This window comes from Desulfomonilaceae bacterium, from assembly GCA_041662605.1.
Lineage (GTDB): Bacteria > Desulfobacterota > Desulfomonilia > Desulfomonilales > Desulfomonilaceae > CAJBEZ01.
Map to the genome: position 1 here is coordinate 273,730 of JBAZSD010000001.1, position 23,226 is coordinate 296,955.

The following is a 23,226-nucleotide window of genomic DNA, read 5'->3' on the forward strand; positions in this document are numbered from 1 at the left end:
CTTCTCCGGACATGTCTATGTATTCCGGCTCTGGTCCACACTGCGCTATTGATGGTACATTTATTGCTATCCAGATAGCAAATTCTAGAAAAACCAAGTAACGAGGAGGTGGGTCTATGCTTAAGCGCAAATATTTTTCACTGATACTGCTGCTGTTGTCGGTATTGTTAGTGCTGCCGCTCTCCGTGGACGCACAGGACAAGATTATCAAAATAGGCGCATTGTACCCCATGACCGGTAGAGCCGGCCTATATGGTCTGGATTCGGTCGACGCTGCGGAAATGGCCATTGAAGAAATTAACTCCAAAGGCGGAGTAAATGGGTACAAGATCGAGTTCGTAAACACTGACAGCAAGGCCAAACCCGATTATTCGGTAATGGTCGCCAAACGTTACATCACTCAGGACAAGACGCATTTTCTCTTTGGTGTAGTCAGTTCCGCTGTTGGCTTGGCCGTTACGGAAGTATCCAAGCAATATAAGAAGATATTTATTGGAACGGATCATGCCTCAACCCAGCTCACTACAGATAAATTACAGCCATACTATTTTAGAGTGTCTAACAACACTTTCCAATCCATGGCGGCCGGGGCGCTTTATCTTCAGGAACTGCAGAAAACAAAGCCATGGCAGACCATCGCATACATTGGTCCCGACTATGCGTATGGTCACGATCAGTGGGACGAACTGAAATATAACCTGGACCGTTTTGGCGTAAAGTATAAAGCTGTGGGTGAGTACTGGCCGAAACTTTTCGCTCCAGACTACACAGCCTTTATCACGTCAATTATAAACGATAAACCTGACATTTTGGTGGCAGGTTTTTGGGGCGGAGATACCGTCGCTTTTATCAAGCAGGCCCAGCCTTATGGACTGTTCAAAAAAATGCTTTATTTTCATCCGGACGCGGGCGGAAACTACGAACTTATGGCCGCAATGGGCGCCGACCTACCCCAGGGACTCGTGCTCAGCGCCCGGCATCACAACAATTGGCCCGACACAGAGCTTAACAGGGAATACGTGAAGAAGTTCTTTCAACGGACGGGTCGCTACCCAACCTATGCGGCTGAGGGCGCATATGCTGGAATATATGCTATTGCGGAGGCTGTGAAGAAGGTCGGTAACCCTGATGACACCGAAGCCCTTGTAAAGGCGCTCGAAGGATTGAAAATTAAACTGCCTGAAGATCCGGAAGGTTTTACTTCCTACATTGACCCTGCGACACACCAGGTTGTCCAAGTACAAGCAATTGGCGTCACTATGCCGAATGACAAGTTTCCTCCAGCCAAACTCATGCTGGGAGACTGGAAGGTTTACAAAGCTGAAGATCTCCTTCCTCCGAAGGAATATATCGAGAAACTGAAAAAGAAATAGATTACAGCCAATTGGTTAGCAACGGATGCGGACTGTCCATACGTCCGCATCCATATATGAGAGTTCGTAATGGACCTTTCGTTCATAGTGATGCAATTTCTGAGCGGGTTGATGATGGCTACTCTGTTGTTCCTCGTAGCCAGTGGACTCACCCTAATTTTTGGCGTGGGAAATGTTTTCAACTTCTCCCATGGATCCTTTTATATGATTGGGGCTTATCTGGCCTACCAGGCGGTTTCTGTCTGGCACACCAACTTTTGGGCCTCGGTAATCTTTGCCGCTTTAGGGGCCGGAGTTCTGGGTATGCTGGCTGAGGCGTTGTTCCTCCGTCGCATTTATGGGCGTTCCGATGAAGGGGGCTTTCAGATCCTTCTGACCTATTCATTTATCCTCGTAATTGACGACGTAGTAAAACTGGTGTGGGGAACTGAGTACAAGTCTCTGGCGCGACCTACAGGGTTCACTGGAGCCGTGGATATAGGGGGATTGACCATTCCCGCCTATAACCTTGCAATTATAGGGATCGGGCTCCTTGTAGTATTTATGGCATGGTTGATTCTCTCCCGAACCCGTCCAGGACGAATCGCCCGAGCCGCTGCCCTCGATCGGGAAATGCTGGGTTCCATGGGCGTGAACGTGCCCCTTGTCATGACTTTGGTCTTTGGGATCGCAACAGCAATGGGCGGATTTGCCGGAGCGCTCGCTGCGCCCCTGCGATCTGTTTCCCCAGGAGCGGGCATTGAGGTCATCATCGACTCTTTGATTGTGGTAGTAATTGGCGGTATGGGCAACTTCTGGGGGGCCTGGCTAGGGGCCTTGATCCTTGGCGAGGTTAACTCCTTCGCTGTAGCTACGGTTCCCGACTGGGCGTCTCTGTTTAACTACCTCGTTATGGCGCTTACCCTGATTTTCAAACCCGAGGGCCTTTTTGCCTCTCGGAAAATCAGGAAGGTGTAGCCATGAATAACCAGACAAGAGTTAAGGAAGTTGTCTTTTGGGTAATCTTTTTTGTGATCTTCGGCCTTGTTCCTGTTTTTGCGAAATCTGACTACCATCTAATGTTGGCCAATCACATTTTGATTTGGGGCATGTTCGCCATGGCTTTCAACATGTTGTTCGGAGTCACCGGCATGCTCTCTTTCGGTCAGGCCCTATATTACGGCCTGGGAGCATACTCTGTCGGTCTGATCGCGAAGGGCTTTGGCGAAGCCTGGTTCGTGCCCGCAATTGGAGTGGGGCTATTGCTGGCTGTGGTTGTCTCTATCCTGATAGGCCTTTTGGTAATACGGGTTAGTGGTGTGTATTTCACCGTGCTCACACTTGCTTTCGGTCAACTGGCCTGGCAAATAACGTTCAGATGGTACCATTTCACTGGTGGCGACGATGGGATTCAAGGGATTATGCCTCCTGGAATTCTTTCAAACCATATTGTTTATTATTGTTTTACGTTGTTGTTTGTAGCTGTTTCCATTTGGGTTTTACGACGTCTGGTAAATTCGCCCATGGGCCTTACGCTTCGATGCATCCGGCAAAATCCGGACCGAGTACGTTTTCTGGGAAGACGAGTTCGACGCAATCAGCTCAGAATTTACGTGATTTCATCATTTTTCGCCGCTTTGGCCGGTGGCCTGATGGCAGGCGCAGACAATTCCATACATCCTGACATGCTTTATTGGACTACATCGGGAGAAGTGATCCTCATGGCCGTACTCGGAGGCATCGGCCAGTTCTTTGGTCCGTTCATCGGGGCAGCCGTGATTATCATAATCCAGGACGTTGTTGGAGCCCGTACTGAATACTGGTCTTTGATTATCGGGCTGATCATGATGGTCATGGTCCTTCTACTACCTAAGGGATTGGTAGGAGAGATTCAATCCCTGAGGACGCGATTAAGGCCCGGCGCCGGGAATCGAGGTTGAAATGGAACCGGTTTTGACGCTTGATAGCGTAACTAAGTCATTTGGAGGACTGAGGGTTACTGCGGGAGTCAGCTTCTCTGTAGCGAAAGGAAGCATATCAGCCATAATCGGTCCCAATGGAGCTGGAAAGACATCTCTCTTCAATCAGATCACCGGTTATTTAAGGCCGGACAAGGGGAAGATAACTTTTCTGGGCCATGACATAACCGATCTCAGCACGCGTGAAATTGTTTCTCTCGGCATGGGCAGGGCTTTCCAGGTTACCTCGTTTTTTCCAGAGGAATCTGTTCTGGACAACGTCCGCGTAGCCTGTCTTTCGCGATCGAATAAGACACGGATTATGATGAAAAGTATTTCGAGCTTTAAAGAAGCGACTGACAAGGCACACAGGATACTCGAAAGTCTAAGTCTGGAAAAGCAAGCTGATCGACCTGCGTTTGAACTGGCTCACGGCGATCAAAAGCTTCTCGATATTGGAGTCGCTTTGGGACTGGAGCCGGTCGTTCTTCTTCTGGATGAACCCACGTCCGGCATGTCTCCTGATGAACGCCTGCTTACACGAAATTTGATCAAGAGGCTTTGGAAGGAATTCAACCTCACTTTGGTATTTATTGAACACGATATGGACACAGTTTTCGGTATTGCTCAGACAGTTCGAGTGCTGCAAATGGGTAGGCTTCTGGCGGAAGGGACTCCGGAAGAAATACGTAAAAACCCAGAAGTGATAACTGCGTATCTCGGCGAGGAGGTCATGTGAACTACATCCTAAAAGCCGATGGCCTTAATACTTTCTACGGGCGCAGCCACATCCTGTTTGACGTAAGCCTTTCCGTGTCCGCCGGTGAGACTGTCTGTCTCATGGGCCGGAATGGAGCGGGGAAAACCACCACGTTCAGATCCTTAATGGGACTGACTCCACCCAAAAGGGGCACGGTAATTTTCAAGGATAAACCTTGCGCTGGGGTGCCTTCGTATAAAATGGCCCGAATGGGAATGGGTTTCGTCCCGGAAGATCGACGCATTTTTGGGCCTCTCACCGTTCGGGAAAATCTTGAGTTGGGTAAAATTTCGGGCAGAAAGGGTCAGTGGACAATGGCTACCGTCCTGGAGCATTTTCCGACACTAGAGGTGTGCAAAGACCGATTCGGAGGATCGCTTTCCGGGGGTGAGCAACAGATGTTGACGATTGCCAGGGCCCTCATGGGTAACCCGGACCTGTTGGTTTTGGACGAACCTACGGAGGGGCTCGCTCCCGTAATTGTAGCCGTTTTGAAAGACCTCATAATGACTCTCAAGTCCGCCGGTTCCACCATCCTTCTCTCAGAACAAAACATCCGGTTCGCTACTGCCGTTTCGGACCGCGTGGTCATCATAGACAAGGGGCATGTCGTGTACACAGACACGATGGAAGAATTTAAGAGACAAGACACCATACAGAGCAAATATTTGGCTGTGTAGTAATTCTAGGGGTCACAGGAGTCAGAAAGGCACATACAAATGAATAAAGTTAACATTTTTCAGACTACTCCACGAATATTGGTTGGAGCGGGAGTATCCAATCAAATAGCCGATGAGGTAAAGCGACTTTCTGGAAAAAGCGTCATGATCATAACTGACCCTGGTCTAGTAAAATCAGGTATTTGTGATCGTATTGAGGGTGTGTTGGCTAAAGGGGGGTGTTCTTTTCGGCGTTTTGACGGCGTCGAACCTGACCCACCTTTTGAGATCGCTTCTAAAGCGGCGCAAGTTGTTAAAGACGTAGGAGCGGATTTAATTCTCGGGATTGGTGGAGGATCATCATTGGACATAGCCAAGGTCGCCTCCATATTGGTAACCAATGACGGCCCCGTAAGCTCATACTTTGGTGTGGACATGGTTCCTAGACCAGGCTTGAAGATGATTCTGGCGCCTACCACCGCTGGGACCGGGAGCGAGGTCACTCCAATAGCCATCCTTTCGGATCATCATGAGAAACTGAAAAAAGGAATTGTGAGTTCTTATTTGTTTCCATCTGTCGCCACGTTGGATCCCGAACTTACGCTTGGCTTACCAGCGGCCGTCACAGCCGCAACCGGCATGGACGCGTTAATCCATGCGGTCGAGGCCTTTACTTCCAAAAATGCTACATCGTTTACCGATATGTTGGCCAAAGAAGCGATGTGGCTAATCTCACAGAACATCCGAACGGCTTTCGCAAATGGGTCAAATCTGGACGCACGCTCCAAGATGCTCGAAGGCAGCCTTCTGGCAGGCATGGCCTTCGCCAACGCTGGTGTAACCGCCGTTCACGCTTTCGCTTACCCCATAGGGGCGGAATTTCACATACCCCATGGGGTGGCCAACAGCATCATGCTGGCTGCAGTTATGGAATTTAACATGATGGGATCCCTGCCAAAGTTTGCCGTCATGGCTGAACTCTTAGGTGAAAACACTCAGGGTCTGAGTGAGCGCGAAGCCGCTTCTGTGGCGGTGGAGAGTCTCAGGAGCCTGGCAACTGATGTTGAGATTCCATCGTCGCTAAGCGAGTTTGGGGTCAAAGATGAGGATATTCCTTCCCTGGCGCAGGGCGTCATGAAAGTTACAAGGCTCCTGGCGAATAACCCAAGAGAACTTAAACTGGAGGACGCTGAAAAAATTTATCGCCGGGTCCTGTGACAAAAGTTTTTAGTCAGCGATGACGCCCAAGTCTTGCGGCTTAACCGCTCGGGCCAGTGTCGAACTTGAATAACGGCGTTTTTGGGGTAGGCATTCAGGGTCTTTTGTGGAGAATTAACTATGTTCGGTTTTTACAATATGGCGCTTAGAGTCAATGCCACTCTCAAGTGTTTTGATTTGAAGATAATATCCGATAGTGTCTTGCGCCAAACGCTTGGGGGCAAAGGACTTGCCACCCACCTGCTGCTATTACATAACCCTCAGGGAACAGAGCCGTTGGGACCGGATAATCACCTCATTCTGGCTTCGGGTCCAGCGAGTGGTACGGGCATCTGGGGTTCATGCAGGCATGGGATTTACACCAAATCTCCGCAAACGGGATATTATTCGGAATCCTATTCCGGTGGAACCGTAAGTGATTATATGGCCGCTACCGGATTTGACGCGGTAATGATCCATGGAGCGAGTGATGAACCTATATGGCTTGAGGTGTGCGAGAAAACAGTTCACTTCCATCCGGCTGATGATATCTGGGGTCTGGAAACTTATGAAACTGAGGATCGGATAAAGGCATGGATCAAAGAGAATCGGCCCGATGTCAAGAACTGCGGGGTCATGGTTATAGGACCTGCAGGTGAAAATACGGCCAGCTTCTCTGTCATTGAAAACGACTATTGGAGGTCGGCCGGGCGAACTGGCACCGGGGCGGTAATGGGATCTAAAAAGATCAAGGGTATTGCATTTTGGGGTAATTGCAAAAAGGAGATCGCCAATGTCGACGCAGTGAAGAATTTTACCAAGGATATCGCCAAAAAGACGACTGATAATCCTGGCGTTAAGGCATACAAGAGCATGGGCACACCTATGATGGTGGACATCATGAGTAATGTGGGGAGCTTCCCGACCAGATATTGGCAAAAAGGCACGGCGGATCATCGCGAAAGTATAAACGCCGCTGCCCTTCACAGCCGGTGCGAAGTCAAACCCCATGCATGCAGGAAGTGCTTCATAGCCTGCGGACGGATGGCTACGGTCAAGGATGGGCGGCATAAAGGATTGACTATCGAAGGCCCCGAGTACGAGACCATTTACGCCTTTGGAGGTCTATGCGAGGTGGATTCCATCGAAGAAATCATCTATCTCAATGACCTGTGTGATCGGCTGGGCCTGGACACTATGAGCGCCGGGAACCTGGCGGCGCTGACTATTGAAGCCTCTCGTCAGAAAAAGATTGATTATGAAATCGATTATGGTCAAGTCGACAGAATTGCGGAACTTCTCGAAGACATAGCCTATCGGCGCGGGATCGGGGACGTACTGGCCAATGGTGTCAAATCAGTTGCAAGAGAGTGGGGCATGGAAGATCAGGCCATCCACGTAAAAGGGCTGGAGCCTGCGGGCTACGATCCCCGTGTGCTAAAGGGTATGGGGCTGGCTTACGGCACATCGGATCGTGGGGCGTGTCATCTCCGCTCCACTTTCTACAAACCGGAATTATCCAAGATGATTGATCCCGAACAAATTGCCGGAAAGGCCGCGATGTTTATAGAGTGGGAGGATCGGCTTACTATTTTTGATACGCTTACTCTTTGCCGCTTTTACCGAGATTTATACCAGTGGGAAGAACTGGGCGAAATGATTAAGGGGATCACCGGACTTGATTTGAGTGTTGAAGACATGAAGTCTATCGCCAAGAATATTGCCGATGATACCAGGAGATTCAACATTCGCGAGGGCTTGACTCCCGAAGAGGATAAACTCCCGAAACGGTTTTCTACTGAAGCGCTCCCAGAAACAGGGAAAACAATCACAGAGGAGCAGATGCAAACGCTCCTGGCTGACTACTACAAAGAACGAGGCTGGGACAAGCTGGGCACGCCTCCTGACAAACTCAGTTAGGCCACAATCAAGCAATACCCCACTGTGATACGTCGATCCGAAAAGACGTGACATGGAGTTGCAGGTCCTTCAGTCAATTTAGTCATGATTGCGCCCGCAGGGACATGTCATTGATGAATCAAACTTCAAATCGCTTATCGTCCACCAGTTTGGCCCCATTTTGTTTTCATAAAACGGGACTTGAAAGCTATGTCCACCAACATCCTCTGGATTAAATTTCATATCGAAAATAACCTGTCCTGACTCCTCAACGGACGTCCTTTGAAAAAATGGTTGATATGTGGCGCCATTCTTCGAATCAGGCTCACTACAAAATAATGTGGTAAATTTGAGCGATTGGATGGATTTGTTTTCCACTACTTCTAGTTGGTTAGCAGAACATGAAACATATTCGAAACCGGGCTCTGCACTCAATCTGACCCTTTGGGGTTTTTGCCTCGAATAAAGAGCGTACAAAGAATTCAGTATATCAAATAAAGGCAGACTAATATCCCAAGAAGGGATCTTTCTCAGAACGGAGCTTCCCGTCGGGTCGAGCGAAAGCTGGGAGTCGTCGTCCGGGCTGAAATCGCCACGAGTAATACTCGAATCAAGAGCGTTAAGCGCGAAAATATTCCATAGGCCGCTTTCTGGATATAGCCACTCAATTCTGGAAACTATGAACAGGTTCTTGTCGAGTTTTTCAAGGTATTCCACACGAGGGGTATTTGAACCATCAAAGAGCGGGCCATTGAGAGCCTCTTTCTCAATATCCGAAAAACCGTTGTAAAGATCAGAATTCCGGAACGGAAAAGCTCGAACCAACATCTCGCAATCGACAAACTCTACCCCTAACCTTGATTCACGTGACGCTCCACTGAACTCAATCGAATAAACGCACGGCGATTTATCGACCCAAAAATAATACGCGGGTGTATCCTGCCAAACAGGACTCACGCCACGCAAGCCAATTTGATTCTTCAGTTCTGGAAACCACGAGGCGGTTATTAGTAAACTATCCAGACGTTCTCGAAAGAGCGCTTTAAAATCTATTGAAATACTCTCCTTTCTTCTTTATCAAATCATGCACGATGTCTATTTTTTCGCGGCCTTCTACCTCTATACCTTCCATTCGTGCCGTCTCAATAATAATTTCATCAGGGTAATTCAAGGTCAATGAGTAACTCGACTCATAAGAACCGAAGAATTCGTCAAGTTTACTTTTTGAATCAACTTCATCAACACCAGACTTGAACGCTGCGATGGGTTTTAGAATTGCTTCAGTGAACAGTTTCCTGAAAAATTGTCTTTTATCTGAATCCAACATGATTCCTCACCATAGGTATAAACCAATCAACCCTGATTCAGGAATTGGATCGTTTTACGGGCCATGAATTTAAGAATTGTCCATGAACAATTACCACGCTCAAAAACAACATGGTCCACACTAACGGTGTGTCATCCGGTTGCGCTATTCCTGGCACTTTCCCGAGCAATCTTACGCTTAAATCAGAGTAATAAAACCCATAAATAAGCCCTCCTCCAAGAAACGCAACCAGCGTCCTGAGAATGGCCGTCAAAGAAAATGCCGAAAGGTTGGGAAAATTGTTGAAATAGGTTTTTAGAATAAAGGCGGCAAGGATTATGAAACCGCTGATTTCTCCTGCATGTAAGTATCTGAAATAAGGAGCGTCCGTATACTGCCCCCCCTCGAATGGCTCCATCCAATAGATATTCATGATCTTAAGCAAGACAACCATGCTTATGATCCCCAAGATTACACTCGAAAGCAACGTAAAAAATCCTCTGATGAAATTCCCCTCTCCTTGTTTACCCAGGAGTTTCCAGGGATATCCTTCCCAAAGCAGGTCGGACAACACGACCCATTTGAGGCTGCAGAGCGCCAGCCCCAGGCTAAAGAAAGCGCTTCCGGTCCCTGCGTATTCGGCCCACCATGGGGCTACTCCGGCCTTGTCCTGCGGAGGATAGAACAACTGGCAAACGTGAGGATGGAAAAGAATCGCGTAGGTCAAGACCGTGAGAATTGATATTGAACAAAATCTGGACCATGCCCTGACACCTTGACTTGAGTCCTTCCATGGCCAACGGCCAAATCCAAGATCCCAAACAAGGGTCCACCAGATAAAGGCTGTTACGAAGTAAATTATCGCGGTGGAAGAGTTCTCTCTCGCTATAAACGGTTCCGCTCCTGATCCTCCTGAAATGACTATCGCATTGGGACTGAAATACGCTACACCAAACCTGCCAATGAAGTTCCAGAATATTCCGAACGTAATGACAAACATTAAACATAGCGATATTATTGTTAGAGAAAGCCCTCGAGGCATCCAGCCGTCGCCCGTCATTTGATCTTCATTAAAGGGATAGAATTCAAATATTTTAGAAATTATCAGCACTGAAGTTAGCCAGACGGCAACCAGTGAAAATCCGTACATTGGGGTATAGAGCTTTAATACTCCGTTGGCGTCCATGAATACTCGCCAAAGGACAAGAACTAGCAGAAAAATAACGACAAAAGCAGCAAAACCAAGGACAAAACTGTATGCGGTCTTATTCTCTGAACTCGCGCTCATGAAAATGGCCTCCATCACAATATTGGGTGGTTGAAATGTTTGGTTCCAGTTTCTTGACAGGTTAACACGCGGAACTATGAAATCTCGCGTGTCAACCTGTCTCACCAAAAATTCACTTTCCAGGAAGCTCAGAAAACGATTGAATCACCATTGGTCAAAAATACATTTGTTCCTTTGTTTACCGTCGAGTATCGCGAGTAGGTCTTGTACTTGTCGGTGCCTTTTACGATAGGGATTCCGGCCGCTGCCGCTTTTTCCGCGAAAATCCAGCCGGTGCAGTGGTTGCAACCTACTTTAGCAATATTAAACGACTTTACCCCTTTGATCAGATCATCAAACTTGGGGTCCCATTGCTCAAAAAGGGAGATGTGAAGACCGCCATAACAGCCATAGGGTTTATATCCTTCAAAATTGTTACGAGCGAATGAGAATAAAGACAAAAGGCCTGGATGGCAACATCCCGTGACAGTGACAATGCCCTGGTCTTTGACATTGAAATACAATACGTTTTCGCCTCTAACTCGTAGGAGTATCGGAACGTCAAACATTCTCAAGGCTACCCCAGGCATAAGTTTGTATACACCACTTTTATCGTCACCATCCTGGTTACATAGAATCAACTTGCCTGTATGAGGCGTGTCATTCTTGCATATCAGGACATCTTCACCGGCCTTGTCCTTAACTTTAAGGTGAGCTTTATCTTTTAGCAGAGCCATGTCTTCGGGGTAATATGTCGCCGGAGCGTACATTGTTATGTCGGGCTTGTGCTTTAATGTGGATTCAATGCCCCAGTAGTGATCCAGATGCCAATGTGACAAAATCATGAATTCAATTTCGCCGCTCTTGAGCATAGAGGCTATATTGCTCTTATCCTGGAAAACATAATCCATCCATTCGGTGCTCCAGCCTGAATCGAGCAATATTTTCTTTTCCTTGCCATCCAGAGTGGTAACAGTAATCAACGCGGCATAACCACCAGCGTTTTTTGGATCCCACGGAATGGCGTACTGGCTTGTCATTGCGCCACCATAATCCATCATGTTCTTCTTCATGATATCATTGTCAAACCAGCTTGTTTCTGTGAGAACATCAACCTTGACGCTCTTAACTTCTCCGATGTTTACCTTTCCACCAGCGTGAGCCTCCTTGGAAATCAATCCGGTAGGACTAGTTACTGATGCCGCGACTCCCGCGGCCGCGATGGACTTTAGAAAATTCCTTCGTTCCATTTTTCCGCCTCCTCTTGGGGGTTAATGTTGTTGAGACTCTGGTTTGACATTTACGGGATAATCCCGAAACACTCCTGAAAAACCGGCAACGTACATATTTGGAACTAATAAGAGTTTAATTATCGGAGGTTATAGTATGCCTATAGAAACATAGTCTGTGGAGGGAATCAAGAGATTTACGCAAAAGTCACCGTAGTTTTATTGAGTATGCTTTTCCGAATATTCGGAGCCCGCTTTCTGTGCCGACAATTCAGGGTTTCGTCCCGAGGCTTTCAAATTCTCAACTAAACTTTTGTATTCCAAGCCCATTTTCACGGCCTTTTTGATAAGTCGCTTCCTCTGGATCAGATATGTAATAGCATACCCCAGAACCCCAAATAAAACGGCGAGCAAAATAGCGGATGTTAACCATCGAGCCAGTATTGAAGCGCTGAGTTGAAAAAAGGTAACTATGGATCCCCAGAAATATTCGCTCTCCATAACAGGATCCATTGTCATGCGAAAATTTTCGAAACTCAAAACAGCCGGTTTCCCCATGACAAATGACCCGAGGAGATAGTATCCATAATACATTGGAATAGCGTTGAGCGGATTCACCACGAATGTGAAACCAAACGCGACCACAACGTTAAACCTTTGAACAAGCCTCATCAAACCCAGAAAAAGCATGTGGCTTCCCAAAGGAGCCCCAAGCCCTACTACCAGTCCTACAGCTACTCCAAACGCATCATAATGGGGCGTATTCCGTGAGTAGACGAGTGGTTGGATTACCCCCTCATAAATTTTTATTTTCAGGGTCTTATAACTTAGTCGGGACCCAACTTTCCGGACGGATTGAGGATCATTCATATAATTACTCAAACCGCATAGCGCTCACCGAATCCATGCGGCTGGCCTTCACGGAAGGATAGAGACCGGAGGCGATCCCCAAAAAAGCTGTGAAGAGAATTCCGCTCATTATACTGAACGATAGCATCAACGTCGACACCTGGACCCCTAATGGTCCTTTGAGAATTGTGACTGAAAGCACACCGATCACAACACCCAAAAATCCGGCGATTAGACTTATTAGAACCGCCTCAAGCAGAAACTGTAACAGAATTATTCCCTCTTTGGCTCCCAACGCCTTTCTTAGACCAATTTCTTGGGTCCGATCCTGAACAGCGGACAACATGACCGCCATAATGCCTAAACCACCCAAAAGGATGGTAACGCCCAAGGCCGCATATATAAATAGCTTGACCAAATAGACGGTAGATTTGACTTTTTCAATCCTTCGGGGGTAGTACGTAATGTCTACGCCTTGTTCATAACCTTTGTGAGAATCCTTCAAGATTTTTGACGCTTCATCCCTGACGGGTTCAACTTCGTCCCAGTTGTCCACTCTTATATAAATTTCTCTAATTTTTTCGAGCCCTGAGAAAAGGCTTTGCGCTGTTGTCATGGGAATAACTATGAATCTTTGGAGATCGTTTTGCTGAACGCCTCCAAGCACACCAATCACTTCAAATTTCAGGCTGCCGACACCCAAGAATTTCCCAACCGGTTTTTCTTTTCCAAAAAGATATTTGACAACATCTTCTCCCAGAACGCAGACCCTTTTTCGACCAACCACATCTGTAGCCCCGATTAGCCTGCCTTCTTTCAACTGCGTGCTTTGGGTTATCCAGAATTCCTGATCTATACCTATTAATCCGGGACTCCACTCATTATCTTCGAAAAACGCGTCAATAGCTGGTATGGACACAACCGGAGCAACAGCCCAAACATGGGGAATTCGTCGAAGTTTTCTCACGTCGCTCATTGAATATTCGCCGGGATGGTAGTTGTCATCATTGCGCCAGATCGCCTTCATGACAGTGGCTTCTCCCAGTAATTCAAGATGCTCGCCCATTTTTTTTTCGACTGAATCCCCCATTGTCTGAACAATGATGAAACCTGCCGTTCCAAGAGCGATGCCTATCATCACAGCCTTGTAGCGACGGCGATTCCGAAGAGCTGAACGCCAGCACATTACTAGAAGGTCATCTATCTTCAATGGATTGGGCTCCCGATAGTCACGAACTCTCCTAAAGAGGATCGCATAACATAACGCAATAGTGGAAAACGGTTCAACCTTTCTTGGATTAAGGTTACGAAATCATCGCCAAAATGTTAGATTGTCGTCTCACGCTCCTCCAACGGGGGTGAAAATCCAGGTTGTCAGGTTTTTATGTTCGGCTCGATCAAGTCAGGCCTTTCTCCCAAACGTAATGACAGTATTTTGGGCCGTTTGGCGTATCTGCTTTCAGCGCAGGCCGTGGAAGGCGTGTTAAGCACTGTTTTCTTTTTAACCCTCGCCTGGATCAACGCAACGAACTATGGGCAGATAATGTATGCCATGGCTGCTGGAGCCGTCATCCAGACAATTATTCAATTCGGTCTTTATTACCCGCTGGTTTCAAAGCTCGGAAATGTTGATGAATCTGAGACAAAGAGCCTCATTCTGGGCGTTCAGATAATTAAGATAGCATTGTTTATTCTCTGTTTCGTGGGTGTTTTGATTTTTGCATGGCGGCAGCAACTTAGCGCTCAGTTAAGCGCTGTTCTAGCTTTGATTTCCGCCGGATTTTCCGTCGAGGCATTCGCCGAAACTTTCTTCGCCGGTTTGAGGGTCAGCGGTAACCAGAATGTCGAAGCTCGCATCAAGGTAGCCGGATCAATAGCCTCGTACGGTTATGGATTTATATCCGCTGCCGTGGGCCTAGGACCCGTCTATATCAGCCTTTTCAAATTAATATCCGGAATAACCAGAATCATATTCGGATTCCAAATTTTCCTGAAGGGCCGGGTAAAAACCAGAATTCTCTCCGGAGCTTGGCTTTCAGTCAGTCCAATGTTCAAGGCTTCTCTCGTTTTTGCTCTCATTGAAATACTTGGTGTCGTCTACAACAAGGCCAATATCTTTTTTCTTCAGGAACATACCGGGGTCAGCGGCGTAGCCTATTACAGCGCCACGTATAACATATTGGAAGCTGTTTCATTGTTAGGATCCGAGCAATTCCTGGGATGGGTCATCTTTCCCCTGCTGGCCACACTATGGTGGAAGGACCGAAAGCGAGCAGGAGAGTTAGTGAGGAGTAACGCTCAGTGGCTAATGGCTATTGCTTTTCCTGTCATCTTTTTTCTTTATGCGGAAAGCGCCCTGATAATTGGAGTGATCTATCCTGCCGAATATGTTGACGCGGCATGGATGCAAAAATATCTGGCATGGACCATCGTGGTATCTTTCGAAAATAACTTGTTTTCCTACGTTATGATGGTGGCAGGGGCCGCCAATATGCTGCTGATCGTTCAGATAGCAGGGACCATTGTCAATTTCGTTCTTAACTTTACTCTGGTTCCAATTTTAAAACTGGAAGGTGGTTGCTTTGTAATTATTTTCACAAAACTATTTATAGTCACTCTTACATTTACATATTGTCGCTTGAGTTTTGGGTTTGTCCGGGTGAAAGATTTTCTGTTCCCAATCACCCTGGGGTTGACTTCATTTGGTCTTTTCCTCTTTTCCGAGCCTTTCATTTCACTGCATCCGGCGGTTGCCTGTACGATAATCTTTTATCTGGTGATGTTATTCAGTATAGGGCCAAAATTCATCGGGTTTTTTCCAAAAAAAGTCAATTAATCGGCCAACCTTAGAATTTTTTTATAAGGACTACGCCGCCTAACAACATTGCGACACCTAGGATCCTCCAAATATTTATTGGATGCTCTTCATAACCTACCCATCCAAAATGGTCGAGCGCCAGCGATGTAATCATCTGCCCTGCAACAATTAACCCTAGAGTCGTCGCCGCCCCCAACTTGGGGACCAGTATGATGGACGCGAAAACCAGAAAAGCTCCAAGAATCCCGCCTGTCCACATCCACCATGGAATCCCTATCAAGGTCTTCGCCGGGGGCAGTGGAGCGCCTGACATAGTCACATAAACGCTCAGACCTACCGCGCCTACTATAAATGATATAGCGGCGGCGACAGCGGGATCTCCAGTCACCGAACCAAGCTGAGCGTTGATTCCAGCCTGGGTAGGAGAACAAGCCCCTGCTATCAGGGCCAATATTACGTAATACAAATCCATGAATAACGCCTCTGAAAGTCAGATTTTCTTAAACACCAATCACAAAAAAAACAGAAAACGGAACCCTGTGCTAAGGTTCCGTTTTCAAATCCGTGCCTAAGATTCGTCAGCCACGGTGGGCTCACCTGGAAAAAACTGCGCGTTTTACTCTATGCTGCTACTACATCGTCTTCGATCGGCCACCGTCCCTGGTTGAGCCATCGAACCAATGACGCGTCTATAGCGTCTTCGAAAACATCGCATCGAGATGCTATTTCTCTAAAGGAAAGACCCTGCTTAAGCATTGTATGAACATTCTCCGGTGTTAGCCTCACTCTTGATCCATCCATTTTTAGCATAAGTCACTCCTTTAATCCTTAATATACACTAATTAGTAAACTAACAATTGATCAAGTTCCCTATTCTACAAGATTTCGTCAAACTTATCCTCATTTATTGTTTGAGAACCGCAAAAGACTGCTCACCGACCTGCTCCGCAGGAATGAAAGCTTCCCTGATTTCAGGGAAAACAATCCTCAGAGCCTCATCCATGTGATCAACCAACAATATGTTGAGCCCCTTTTTGATCCTCTTGGGAACCTCAAAAAGGTCTTTTTCATTTTCTCGTGGTATAATTACCCTTGCTACGAGGGCTCGCCTGGCGGCAAGTAGCTTCTCTTTCAGACCTCCTATGGGCAAAATTCTCCCTCTTAAGGTTATTTCTCCCGTCATGGCAAGATCATTCGGAAAAGGTTGCTTCGTCAACGCCGAAAGAATAGCGGTTGTAATAGTTACGCCTGCTGATGGGCCATCTTTTGGAGTGGCTCCTTCCGGGACATGGATGTGGATGTCTATTTTATCGTAAAAATCAGGCTTTAGACCCAGGCTTAACGCTCGTGATCTTACGTAGCTCATAGAGGCTTGCGCGGATTCCTGCATAACTTCGCCAAGTTTACCAGTGACCGTAAATTTTCCGGAACCTGGCATGAGAGCGACCTCAACAGTCAGTAGTTCTCCTCCAACTTCTGTCCACGCCAGACCATTTGCTATACCCGTCTTGAAGGATTGTTCTTTTTCACCATACCTAAACTTTGGAGCGCCCAGAAATATCCCAATATCTCGCGGAGTAATCTCCATTCCATTGTTGATAGTTCCGTCTACAACTTTCCGGGCGACCTTCCTAAGAATCTTGGCAACTTGTCGTTCCAACTCCCTGACCCCGGCTTCACGGGTGTACCGTCTTGCGACGCGAATTAGAGCCTTGCGGGTGAAGGTAATCCGGCTTGAGGTAAGCCCATTGGCTTGGATCTGCTTTGGCGCTAGAAAGCGTTCAGCGATTCTCAGCTTTTCAAATTCGGTGTATCCAGGTAACCGAATTATCTCCATCCTATCCTGGAGTGGCGCTGGTATGCCATGCAGAGTGTTGGCCGTGGTAATAAACATCACCTTCGAAAGATCATAATCAATATCAAGATAATGATCATTGAAAGTGTGATTTTGCTCCGGATCCAGGACTTCCAGCAAAGCGGCGGACGGGTCCCCACGGAAATCCATGCTCATCTTGTCAACTTCATCCAGCAACATCACCGGGTTGATGGTCTGGCATTTCTTCATGCTTTGAATTATTTTGCCCGGGAGAGCGCCAATGTATGTGCGTCTATGTCCCCTGATTTCGGCCTCGTCACGAACCCCGCCTAGCGATATTCTCACAAATTCCCTTCCTGTCGCCCGAGCGATGGATTTTGCAAGCGATGTCTTACCGACCCCTGGAGGCCCTACCAGGCAGAGAATGGGTCCTTTGATATCCGGCGCCAGTTTTTGGACCGCGAGATATTCTATTATCCTTTCTTTTACCTCTTTGAGACCGTAATGATCGTCATCGAGAATTTGCTGAGCGTTATTAATGGGAATTTCCGTTTCTGACATGTCAGACCACGGCAGCACGAGGAACCAGTCAATATAATTCCTTACAACAGTGGCTTCCGCCGACATCGGCGCCATCATTTTCAGTTTTCGAATTTCTTTTCGAACCCGGGACTCGGCGTCTTGGGTAAGCTTCTTTTGTTTGAGTTGCTCCTCAATTTCGGCTATCTCGGTTTTGAACTCGTCTTTTTCACCCATTTCCTTCTGAATCGCTCGCATTTGCTCATTCAGGTAATATTCCTTCTGAGTCTTTTCCATCTGCTTTTTGACGCGTTCCCGAATTTTCTTTTCGATCTCCGAGATCTCAATTTCGCTCTGCATCAACTCAAGTAAACGTTCTATCCGTTGACGAACCGAAGTTTTTTCCAGTAACGCCTGTTTATCTTCCAACTTCAGGCTGATTTGACCAGCGATCGTATCCGCCAGTCGCCCAGGTTCCTTTATGGATTTGATGGCGTTAAGGAACTCTTGGGGGGCTTTATTGTCGGTGGCCACGTAACTTTCGGAAACGTTGCGTAATCCCCTGGCCAAGGCCTGAATTTCAATCTCACGACCCGTAAATTCGTCTTCGATAGGAGTAATCTCCACCCGGAAATAAGGGTCATCTTCAACGAAACGCTGTATAGAAGCCCTATAGCGTCCCTCCACAAAGATCTTTATTGTGTTGTCGGGCAATTTCAATAGTTGAATTATTTGTCCGACAACACCGATAGAAAAGATGTCCTCCGCTTCAGGATTTGTCTGTTGGGCGTTTCTCTGTGAAGCGAGAAAAATCAGCTTCTCAGTCTTGATCGCGTTTTCCACGGCCTTTATGGATCTGTCTCTTCCCACAAACAGTGGCGCTACCATATGAGGGAAAACAACAATGTCTCTAAGTGGCAAAAGCGGCAACACTATATTTGGCGAGACTATCGTTTCGTCTTTCTTTCCAAAAAACATTTTAAGCTACCTTATGTTTAGGAATTACAGAAAGGCTATCTTGTTAGGTCAACTTGCCGTCGAATTTCTTAGGATGCGGATGTTTCGGCTTCTTTCTCAAAAACCAGAATACAGGGTGATCGTTTTTGTATTACATCGTCGTTCACGATAACTTCCTGAAGGTTCTTGAACTCGGGCAATTCGTACATTATGTCTAACATCGCCGCTTCGAGTATGGATCTAAGACCTCTCGCTCCGGTTTTACGATGCAGAGCCTGTGACGCTACAGAGCGAAGAGCCTCATCGGTAAATCGCAGTTTGACCTGCTCAAAACCAAAAAGCTTCTTATATTGGCGTACCAGGGCGTTTTTAGGTTCGAGAAGTATACGCACCAACGCTTCCTCATTGAGTTCATGGAGAGTCGCCGCGACCGGCAACCGCCCTACAAATTCAGGGATCAGCCCGTATCTGATCAGATCCTCCGGTTGAACCTGTTCAAGAAGGTCGGCTACATCATCATTCTTTGACCCGCCGATTTGAGCGTTGAATCCCATAGATTTCATGTTTAGTCGCTGTTGGACCACCTTATCCAGCCCCACAAACGCTCCTCCGCATATGAAGAGTATGTTCGTTGTGTCAACCTGTAAAAACTCCTGTTGCGGATGTTTGCGGCCACCTTTGGGCGGAACATTGGCCATGGTTCCTTCAACGATTTTTAACAAGGCCTGTTGAACACCTTCGCCGGACACGTCTCGAGTTATGCTCGGATTCTCGGTCTTGCGAGATATTTTGTCGATTTCATCAATGTATACTATTCCTCGGCAAGCCCTTGATATGTCATAGTCAGCATTCTGCAGCAGGCTTAAAATAATGTTTTCAACGTCCTCACCTACGTATCCGGCCTCAGTCAAAGTCGTAGCGTCGGCGATTGCGAATGGAACGTTCAATATACGGGCTAGGGTCTGCGCCAATAGTGTCTTTCCCGAACCTGTCGGGCCGATTAACAGTATGTTGCTCTTCTGTAGTTCGACGCCATCCAGGTCGGGTTTGGAATCAATCCTCTTGTAATGGTTGTGCACAGCGACTGATAGAATCTTTTTGGCCTGCTCCTGGCCTATCACATATTCATCCAGTGAAGCTTTAACCTCAGACGGGTTGGGAACTTTAGACTTACCTCGCCCCATCTCCTCTTTTTCATATTCTTCAGCAATAATTTCATTACAAAGTTCGATACATTCATCGCAAATGTATACAGTCGGTCCAGCAATCAATTTCCTGACTTCGTCCTGGCTTTTCCCACAAAATGAACAATAAAGAGAAGAAAAATTGCCTTTTCTTGCTGCCATGTAATCCTCCTTCAGCGCGTCCTCATGAGGGCGATTTACCATGCCGGCGCTCACCCTCAAGAAAACGTCTGAGTATTTCCCTAACCTAAGCTTTGTTCCTGAGATCAGAAATTGCACGATGGGTTAGCACATTATCAACTATCCCATATTCCACCGCTTCTTCTCCGCTCATGAAATAGTCCCGTTCCGTATCCGACTCGATCCGTTCCAAGGGTTGGCCCGTGTGTTCTACCAATATCCTGTTCAGCTCACTACGCATTCTCAGGATTTCACGAGCGTGTATTTCAATGTCCGTAGCCTGTCCCTGGAAACCTCCCATAGGCTGATGTATCAGAATTCTGGCATGAGGCAACGCATGCCGCTTCCCTTTGGTGCCTGCGGCAAGAAGCAGGGCGGCCATTGACGCTGCTTGACCAATACAGATTGTTTGAATTTCCGGTTTTATGTATTTCATGGTGTCATAAATCGCTAGACCGGACGTCACTACTCCACCAGGAGAGTTGATATAGAAATTGATGTCCTTATCAGGATCGTCACTCTCCAAAAAAAGGAGCTGGGCGATGATGAGATTTGCCACCATATCGTCTACGGCGGTACCCAAAAAGACAATTCGCTCCTTTAAGAGGCGCGAGTAGATGTCATACGATCGTTCACCACGGCTAGTCTGTTCTACAACAATTGGAACCAACATTATTCATCTCTCTCTTTTCGTAATTATTCGGCCGATTCCGTTTCCTGCTCTGAATAGGCCTTTTCTGTAATGTCAGATTGACTTTCAATAAATGAATATATTTTGTCTTCAAGTAAAGAAGATGTGAAATTGTCCATCGTCTGATTTTCTTCCAACTGGTCTTTCAAGAAATCAGGAGTCCAACCGAAAATCTTTGCGCGCTTTTCCAGTTCCGAATTTATTTCGTCTCCGCTTACCTGAATCTCTTCTTTTTCTCCAATGCCCTTAATAATTAGACCTGCCTTTACCTGTTCCATGGCTCTCGGTTTTATCGAGTCACGCTGAGCCTTATCAGGCATGGGAAACCTCTTCATGTCTATTCCCTGGCGGGCAAGATTTTCCCTTGCGCCCATAACTATGTCGTCGATTCGCGATTCAACCAGTGATTCGGGAGCTTCAAAGGGATTAGCTTCGATAATCTTTTCAACGATCTGCTTCCTCAATTGCTGCGTGGTGTCCATATCAAATGAGCGTCGCAAATCTTCAGTAACTTGTTTTTTTAAATCATCCAAAGACTCAAAGTCTCCGGCGTCTTTAGCCAGCTCGTCGTTAAGTTCAGGAACGACTCTCTCTTTGGCTTCCTTTATAGTTATGGTAAAAGTCACTGGCTTTCCGGCCAATTCCTTCCGTGGAAAGTCATCTGCGAGATCATACGTTATCGTGGCCGGTTCTCCGACCTTCAACCCAATTATTTTCGAGTCAAAATCCGGTAGATAAAAGTTTCTCCCGATTTCCAGGTGATAATCTTTTACGGTCAAAGATTTGACGGTCTCACCCTCAGCCACCGCCTCAATATCCACGACTGTATGGTCGCCATCCTGAATATCCCTGTCCTCAGTTATTGGAACCAATCTCGCTTGTCTTTGCCTCACGGATTCCAATCGCTCGTCGACCTCTTTATCCTGGACCTCTCGAATCGTCTTTTCCAAAGATAGACCTTTATATCCCTGCACATCGAGTTCAGGAGGGGCTTCTATTTCTACCGTGTAAATAAACGGTTTTCCCGCTTCTAAAGGCTCTTGGTCCAAATGGATCACTGTTATTGGCTTGATTTTCTTTTCGTCCAGCCCAAGCTCAAAAGTCTCTTCAATAATCTTCTTGGCCGCGTCACTTTGGACTTGTTCCCTAAACAAGTTCTTCAGGATCTCCATAGGGACTTTCCCTCTACGAAACCCCTTGATTTGGGCGTTTTTTTTGAGATCCTTGTACTGTGCGTCGAGTGTTTCTGAAACTCGATCTTGAGGAACTTCGAAAGTCACTTTTTTTCTGACAGCGCTTAGATCTTCAACCTGAATGTTTGTCATGACTCCTCTTTCACATAAATATTTGGCCACACCGATGGGGTCAGAAGATTTGAAATCAAAACCTGGCGGAATGGACACTGTCAACTAACATTTTTATTATACTTCTCTACGCTGCAAAAGGGAAGTTTATGAAATCCGTAACTTCCTCACTAGGTTCATTTTTCTTGAACGGCATATCGGATTCTGTTAGGGATTTCTTTCTTGCCATTTTTCGAAATAGTAACGGAGAAAATCGACTTTGTCCTCAAATCCAGCAAGAGTCATTCCCGTCATAAGTGTGGTGGTTCCAGTATATAATGAAGAAGCCACCGTAGTCATCCTGGTCAACAGGTTGAACGATGTGTTTAGCAAGCTACAGGTAGATTGGGAATTGGTCTTTGCGCTGGATCCTTGCACAGACCACACTGAAGATAAGATCCTTGAACTTATAGGCGCAGGCTTCCCAATTCGCCTCGTTAAGTTCTCCAGACGTTTCGGTAAACCTCTTTCAGTGATTGCCGGTCTCCGTCATTGTCTTGGAGAAGCATGCGTAGTAATCGACTCGGACCTTCAAGACCCACCTGAACTCATCGGAGAAATGATCGATAAATGGCGGGATGGAAATCTGGTTGTCATAGCCCAGAGGACATCGAGGCTAGGGGAAAATTTCTTTTATCTAAAGGCTGCGGAACTTTTTTATTGGATTCTGGACAAGTTTTCTGAGGTCAAGATACCTAGAAATAGCGGTGACTTTCGGTTGCTGGATAAACGGGTTGTCGATGAAATGCTCAAGATCCACGAAAGACACGGATTCTTAAGAGGTTTGACCGCTTTGGTAGGTTTCAAGACCGCTATAATCCCATTTCAAAGGAATCCAAGACTAGCTGGAAAGACTCAAATTTCGGTTTTAGGAGCTGTCGGCATAGCGCTCGACGGGATCGTCCCATTTTCTAAAGCGCCGATACGACTTGTCCTGGCCCTGGGTCTAGTCATATTCAGCGCAGGACTTGTATCCGGGTTGGTCTTCACCATCTGGGGATTATTCAGGGGCTTTAGCGATAACTCGGGCCTACATGCGTTACTTTTGTCGTTCTGGATGTTATTTGGATTGACCATAGGTTGTCTTGGCATAGTCGGTGAGTATGTTTTGCGTTGTTACGAAGACTCCAGGGGCCGACCCTTATTTATAGTCGAGAAGATCGTGGAATCGGAAAATCTGATGAGGAAAATGCAATAGTTTCAAATTGTCCCTTCGAGATTTTGAAATATCCATACGCGACT

21 protein-coding genes are annotated in these 23,226 nt (G+C 46.8%); 9 read left to right on the forward strand and 12 right to left on the reverse strand.

Annotated elements, in window-relative coordinates:
* Positions 1–116 precede the first annotated feature (116 nt).
* The 7 genes from WC647_01145 (at position 117) to WC647_01175 (ending at position 7,846) form a co-directional block, all read left to right on the forward strand.
* Positions 117–1,373 (forward strand): ABC transporter substrate-binding protein, encoded by a 1,257-nt coding sequence (locus tag WC647_01145; protein ID MFA6220898.1) that lies wholly within the window; start codon positions 117–119, stop codon positions 1,371–1,373.
* Positions 1,374–1,442: 69 nt separating this feature from the next.
* Entirely contained in the window at positions 1,443–2,330 is an 888-nt protein-coding gene (locus WC647_01150) for a branched-chain amino acid ABC transporter permease (GenBank protein MFA6220899.1), read from the forward strand.
* Positions 2,331–2,332: 2 nt separating this feature from the next.
* Entirely contained in the window at positions 2,333–3,292 is a 960-nt protein-coding gene (locus tag WC647_01155; protein MFA6220900.1) for a branched-chain amino acid ABC transporter permease, read from the forward strand.
* A gap of 1 nt (position 3,293) precedes the next feature.
* Complete coding sequence (locus tag WC647_01160) at positions 3,294–4,049, forward strand: ABC transporter ATP-binding protein (GenBank protein MFA6220901.1); 756 nt, start codon at positions 3,294–3,296, stop codon at positions 4,047–4,049.
* Positions 4,046–4,750 (forward strand): ABC transporter ATP-binding protein, encoded by a 705-nt coding sequence (locus tag WC647_01165; protein MFA6220902.1) that lies wholly within the window; start codon positions 4,046–4,048, stop codon positions 4,748–4,750. Before WC647_01160 ends, WC647_01165 begins: the two co-directional genes overlap by 4 nt.
* A gap of 39 nt (positions 4,751–4,789) precedes the next feature.
* Positions 4,790–5,947 carry an iron-containing alcohol dehydrogenase gene (locus tag WC647_01170; GenBank protein MFA6220903.1) on the forward strand — a complete coding sequence of 386 codons (1,158 nt, stop codon included), beginning with the start codon at positions 4,790–4,792 and terminating at the stop codon, positions 5,945–5,947.
* A gap of 120 nt (positions 5,948–6,067) precedes the next feature.
* Positions 6,068–7,846, forward strand: coding sequence for an aldehyde ferredoxin oxidoreductase family protein (locus tag WC647_01175; GenBank protein MFA6220904.1), 1,779 nt, complete (start codon positions 6,068–6,070; stop codon positions 7,844–7,846).
* A gap of 78 nt (positions 7,847–7,924) precedes the next feature.
* On the opposite strand, the gene WC647_01180 is transcribed toward WC647_01175, so the two are convergent.
* The 6 genes from WC647_01180 to WC647_01205 form a co-directional block, all read right to left on the reverse strand.
* Positions 7,925–8,782, reverse strand: a complete 858-nt coding sequence (locus WC647_01180; GenBank protein ID MFA6220905.1) for a hypothetical protein — start codon at positions 8,780–8,782, stop codon at positions 7,925–7,927.
* Between the two features lie 85 nt (positions 8,783–8,867).
* Entirely contained in the window at positions 8,868–9,152 is a 285-nt protein-coding gene (locus WC647_01185; protein MFA6220906.1) for a hypothetical protein, read from the reverse strand.
* Positions 9,153–9,189: 37 nt separating this feature from the next.
* The gene (locus tag WC647_01190; protein MFA6220907.1) at positions 9,190–10,419 is read right to left on the reverse strand and encodes a hypothetical protein; all 1,230 of its coding nucleotides are present in this window, start codon (positions 10,417–10,419) and stop codon (positions 9,190–9,192) included.
* Between the two features lie 128 nt (positions 10,420–10,547).
* Positions 10,548–11,648 (reverse strand): MBL fold metallo-hydrolase, encoded by a 1,101-nt coding sequence (locus WC647_01195; GenBank protein ID MFA6220908.1) that lies wholly within the window; start codon positions 11,646–11,648, stop codon positions 10,548–10,550.
* A gap of 198 nt (positions 11,649–11,846) precedes the next feature.
* Positions 11,847–12,497, reverse strand: a complete 651-nt coding sequence (locus WC647_01200) for a DUF2062 domain-containing protein (GenBank protein MFA6220909.1) — start codon at positions 12,495–12,497, stop codon at positions 11,847–11,849.
* 4 nt (positions 12,498–12,501) lie between these two features.
* A complete protein-coding gene (locus WC647_01205) occupies positions 12,502–13,686 on the reverse strand; it encodes an ABC transporter permease (GenBank protein MFA6220910.1) in 1,185 nt (394 codons plus the stop codon).
* A gap of 174 nt (positions 13,687–13,860) precedes the next feature.
* On the opposite strand from WC647_01205, the gene WC647_01210 reads away from it, so the two are divergent.
* Positions 13,861–15,312: a hypothetical protein gene (locus tag WC647_01210; protein ID MFA6220911.1), complete on the forward strand. Its 1,452-nt coding sequence runs from the start codon at positions 13,861–13,863 to the stop codon at positions 15,310–15,312.
* Between the two features lie 10 nt (positions 15,313–15,322).
* Here the strand turns inward: WC647_01210 and WC647_01215 are convergent, their stop codons facing one another.
* From WC647_01215 to tig, 6 genes are all read right to left on the reverse strand, one after another.
* On the reverse strand, positions 15,323–15,766 hold the full coding sequence (locus tag WC647_01215; GenBank protein MFA6220912.1) for a DMT family transporter: 444 nt from the start codon (positions 15,764–15,766) through the stop codon (positions 15,323–15,325).
* A 149-nt stretch (positions 15,767–15,915) separates the two neighbouring features.
* A complete protein-coding gene (locus WC647_01220) occupies positions 15,916–16,104 on the reverse strand; it encodes a hypothetical protein (protein MFA6220913.1) in 189 nt (62 codons plus the stop codon).
* Positions 16,105–16,198: 94 nt separating this feature from the next.
* Positions 16,199–18,607: an endopeptidase La gene (lon, locus tag WC647_01225; protein MFA6220914.1), complete on the reverse strand. Its 2,409-nt coding sequence runs from the start codon at positions 18,605–18,607 to the stop codon at positions 16,199–16,201.
* A gap of 68 nt (positions 18,608–18,675) precedes the next feature.
* The gene (clpX, locus tag WC647_01230; protein MFA6220915.1) at positions 18,676–19,932 is read right to left on the reverse strand and encodes an ATP-dependent Clp protease ATP-binding subunit ClpX; all 1,257 of its coding nucleotides are present in this window, start codon (positions 19,930–19,932) and stop codon (positions 18,676–18,678) included.
* 85 nt (positions 19,933–20,017) lie between these two features.
* Complete coding sequence (gene clpP, locus WC647_01235) at positions 20,018–20,623, reverse strand: ATP-dependent Clp endopeptidase proteolytic subunit ClpP (protein MFA6220916.1); 606 nt, start codon at positions 20,621–20,623, stop codon at positions 20,018–20,020.
* A gap of 23 nt (positions 20,624–20,646) precedes the next feature.
* Complete coding sequence (gene tig / locus WC647_01240; protein ID MFA6220917.1) at positions 20,647–21,966, reverse strand: trigger factor; 1,320 nt, start codon at positions 21,964–21,966, stop codon at positions 20,647–20,649.
* Positions 21,967–22,204: 238 nt separating this feature from the next.
* On the opposite strand from tig, the gene WC647_01245 reads away from it, so the two are divergent.
* Positions 22,205–23,182 carry a glycosyltransferase family 2 protein gene (locus WC647_01245; GenBank protein ID MFA6220918.1) on the forward strand — a complete coding sequence of 326 codons (978 nt, stop codon included), beginning with the start codon at positions 22,205–22,207 and terminating at the stop codon, positions 23,180–23,182.
* The last annotated feature ends 44 nt before the right edge of the window (positions 23,183–23,226 follow it).

Excerpts from the sequence above, each read along its gene's own strand:
- clpX (MFA6220915.1), bottom strand. The coding sequence starts at position 19,932 with ATGGCAGCAAGAAAAGGCAATTTTTCTTCTCTTTATTGTTCATTTTGT.
- WC647_01175 (MFA6220904.1), top strand. The coding sequence starts at position 6,068 with ATGTTCGGTTTTTACAATATGGCGCTTAGAGTCAATGCCACTCTCAAG.
- clpP (MFA6220916.1), bottom strand. The coding sequence starts at position 20,623 with ATGTTGGTTCCAATTGTTGTAGAACAGACTAGCCGTGGTGAACGATCG.
- tig (MFA6220917.1), bottom strand. The coding sequence starts at position 21,966 with ATGACAAACATTCAGGTTGAAGATCTAAGCGCTGTCAGAAAAAAAGTG.
- WC647_01220 (MFA6220913.1), bottom strand. The coding sequence starts at position 16,104 with ATGCTAAAAATGGATGGATCAAGAGTGAGGCTAACACCGGAGAATGTT.
- WC647_01210 (MFA6220911.1), top strand. The coding sequence starts at position 13,861 with ATGTTCGGCTCGATCAAGTCAGGCCTTTCTCCCAAACGTAATGACAGT.
- WC647_01145 (MFA6220898.1), top strand. The coding sequence starts at position 117 with ATGCTTAAGCGCAAATATTTTTCACTGATACTGCTGCTGTTGTCGGTA.
- WC647_01185 (MFA6220906.1), bottom strand. The coding sequence starts at position 9,152 with ATGTTGGATTCAGATAAAAGACAATTTTTCAGGAAACTGTTCACTGAA.
- WC647_01190 (MFA6220907.1), bottom strand. The coding sequence starts at position 10,419 with ATGAGCGCGAGTTCAGAGAATAAGACCGCATACAGTTTTGTCCTTGGT.
- WC647_01195 (MFA6220908.1), bottom strand. The coding sequence starts at position 11,648 with ATGGAACGAAGGAATTTTCTAAAGTCCATCGCGGCCGCGGGAGTCGCG.
- WC647_01200 (MFA6220909.1), bottom strand. The coding sequence starts at position 12,497 with ATGAATGATCCTCAATCCGTCCGGAAAGTTGGGTCCCGACTAAGTTAT.
- lon (MFA6220914.1), bottom strand. The coding sequence starts at position 18,607 with ATGTTTTTTGGAAAGAAAGACGAAACGATAGTCTCGCCAAATATAGTG.
- WC647_01160 (MFA6220901.1), top strand. The coding sequence starts at position 3,294 with ATGGAACCGGTTTTGACGCTTGATAGCGTAACTAAGTCATTTGGAGGA.
- WC647_01170 (MFA6220903.1), top strand. The coding sequence starts at position 4,790 with ATGAATAAAGTTAACATTTTTCAGACTACTCCACGAATATTGGTTGGA.
- WC647_01215 (MFA6220912.1), bottom strand. The coding sequence starts at position 15,766 with ATGGATTTGTATTACGTAATATTGGCCCTGATAGCAGGGGCTTGTTCT.
- WC647_01150 (MFA6220899.1), top strand. The coding sequence starts at position 1,443 with ATGGACCTTTCGTTCATAGTGATGCAATTTCTGAGCGGGTTGATGATG.
- WC647_01155 (MFA6220900.1), top strand. The coding sequence starts at position 2,333 with ATGAATAACCAGACAAGAGTTAAGGAAGTTGTCTTTTGGGTAATCTTT.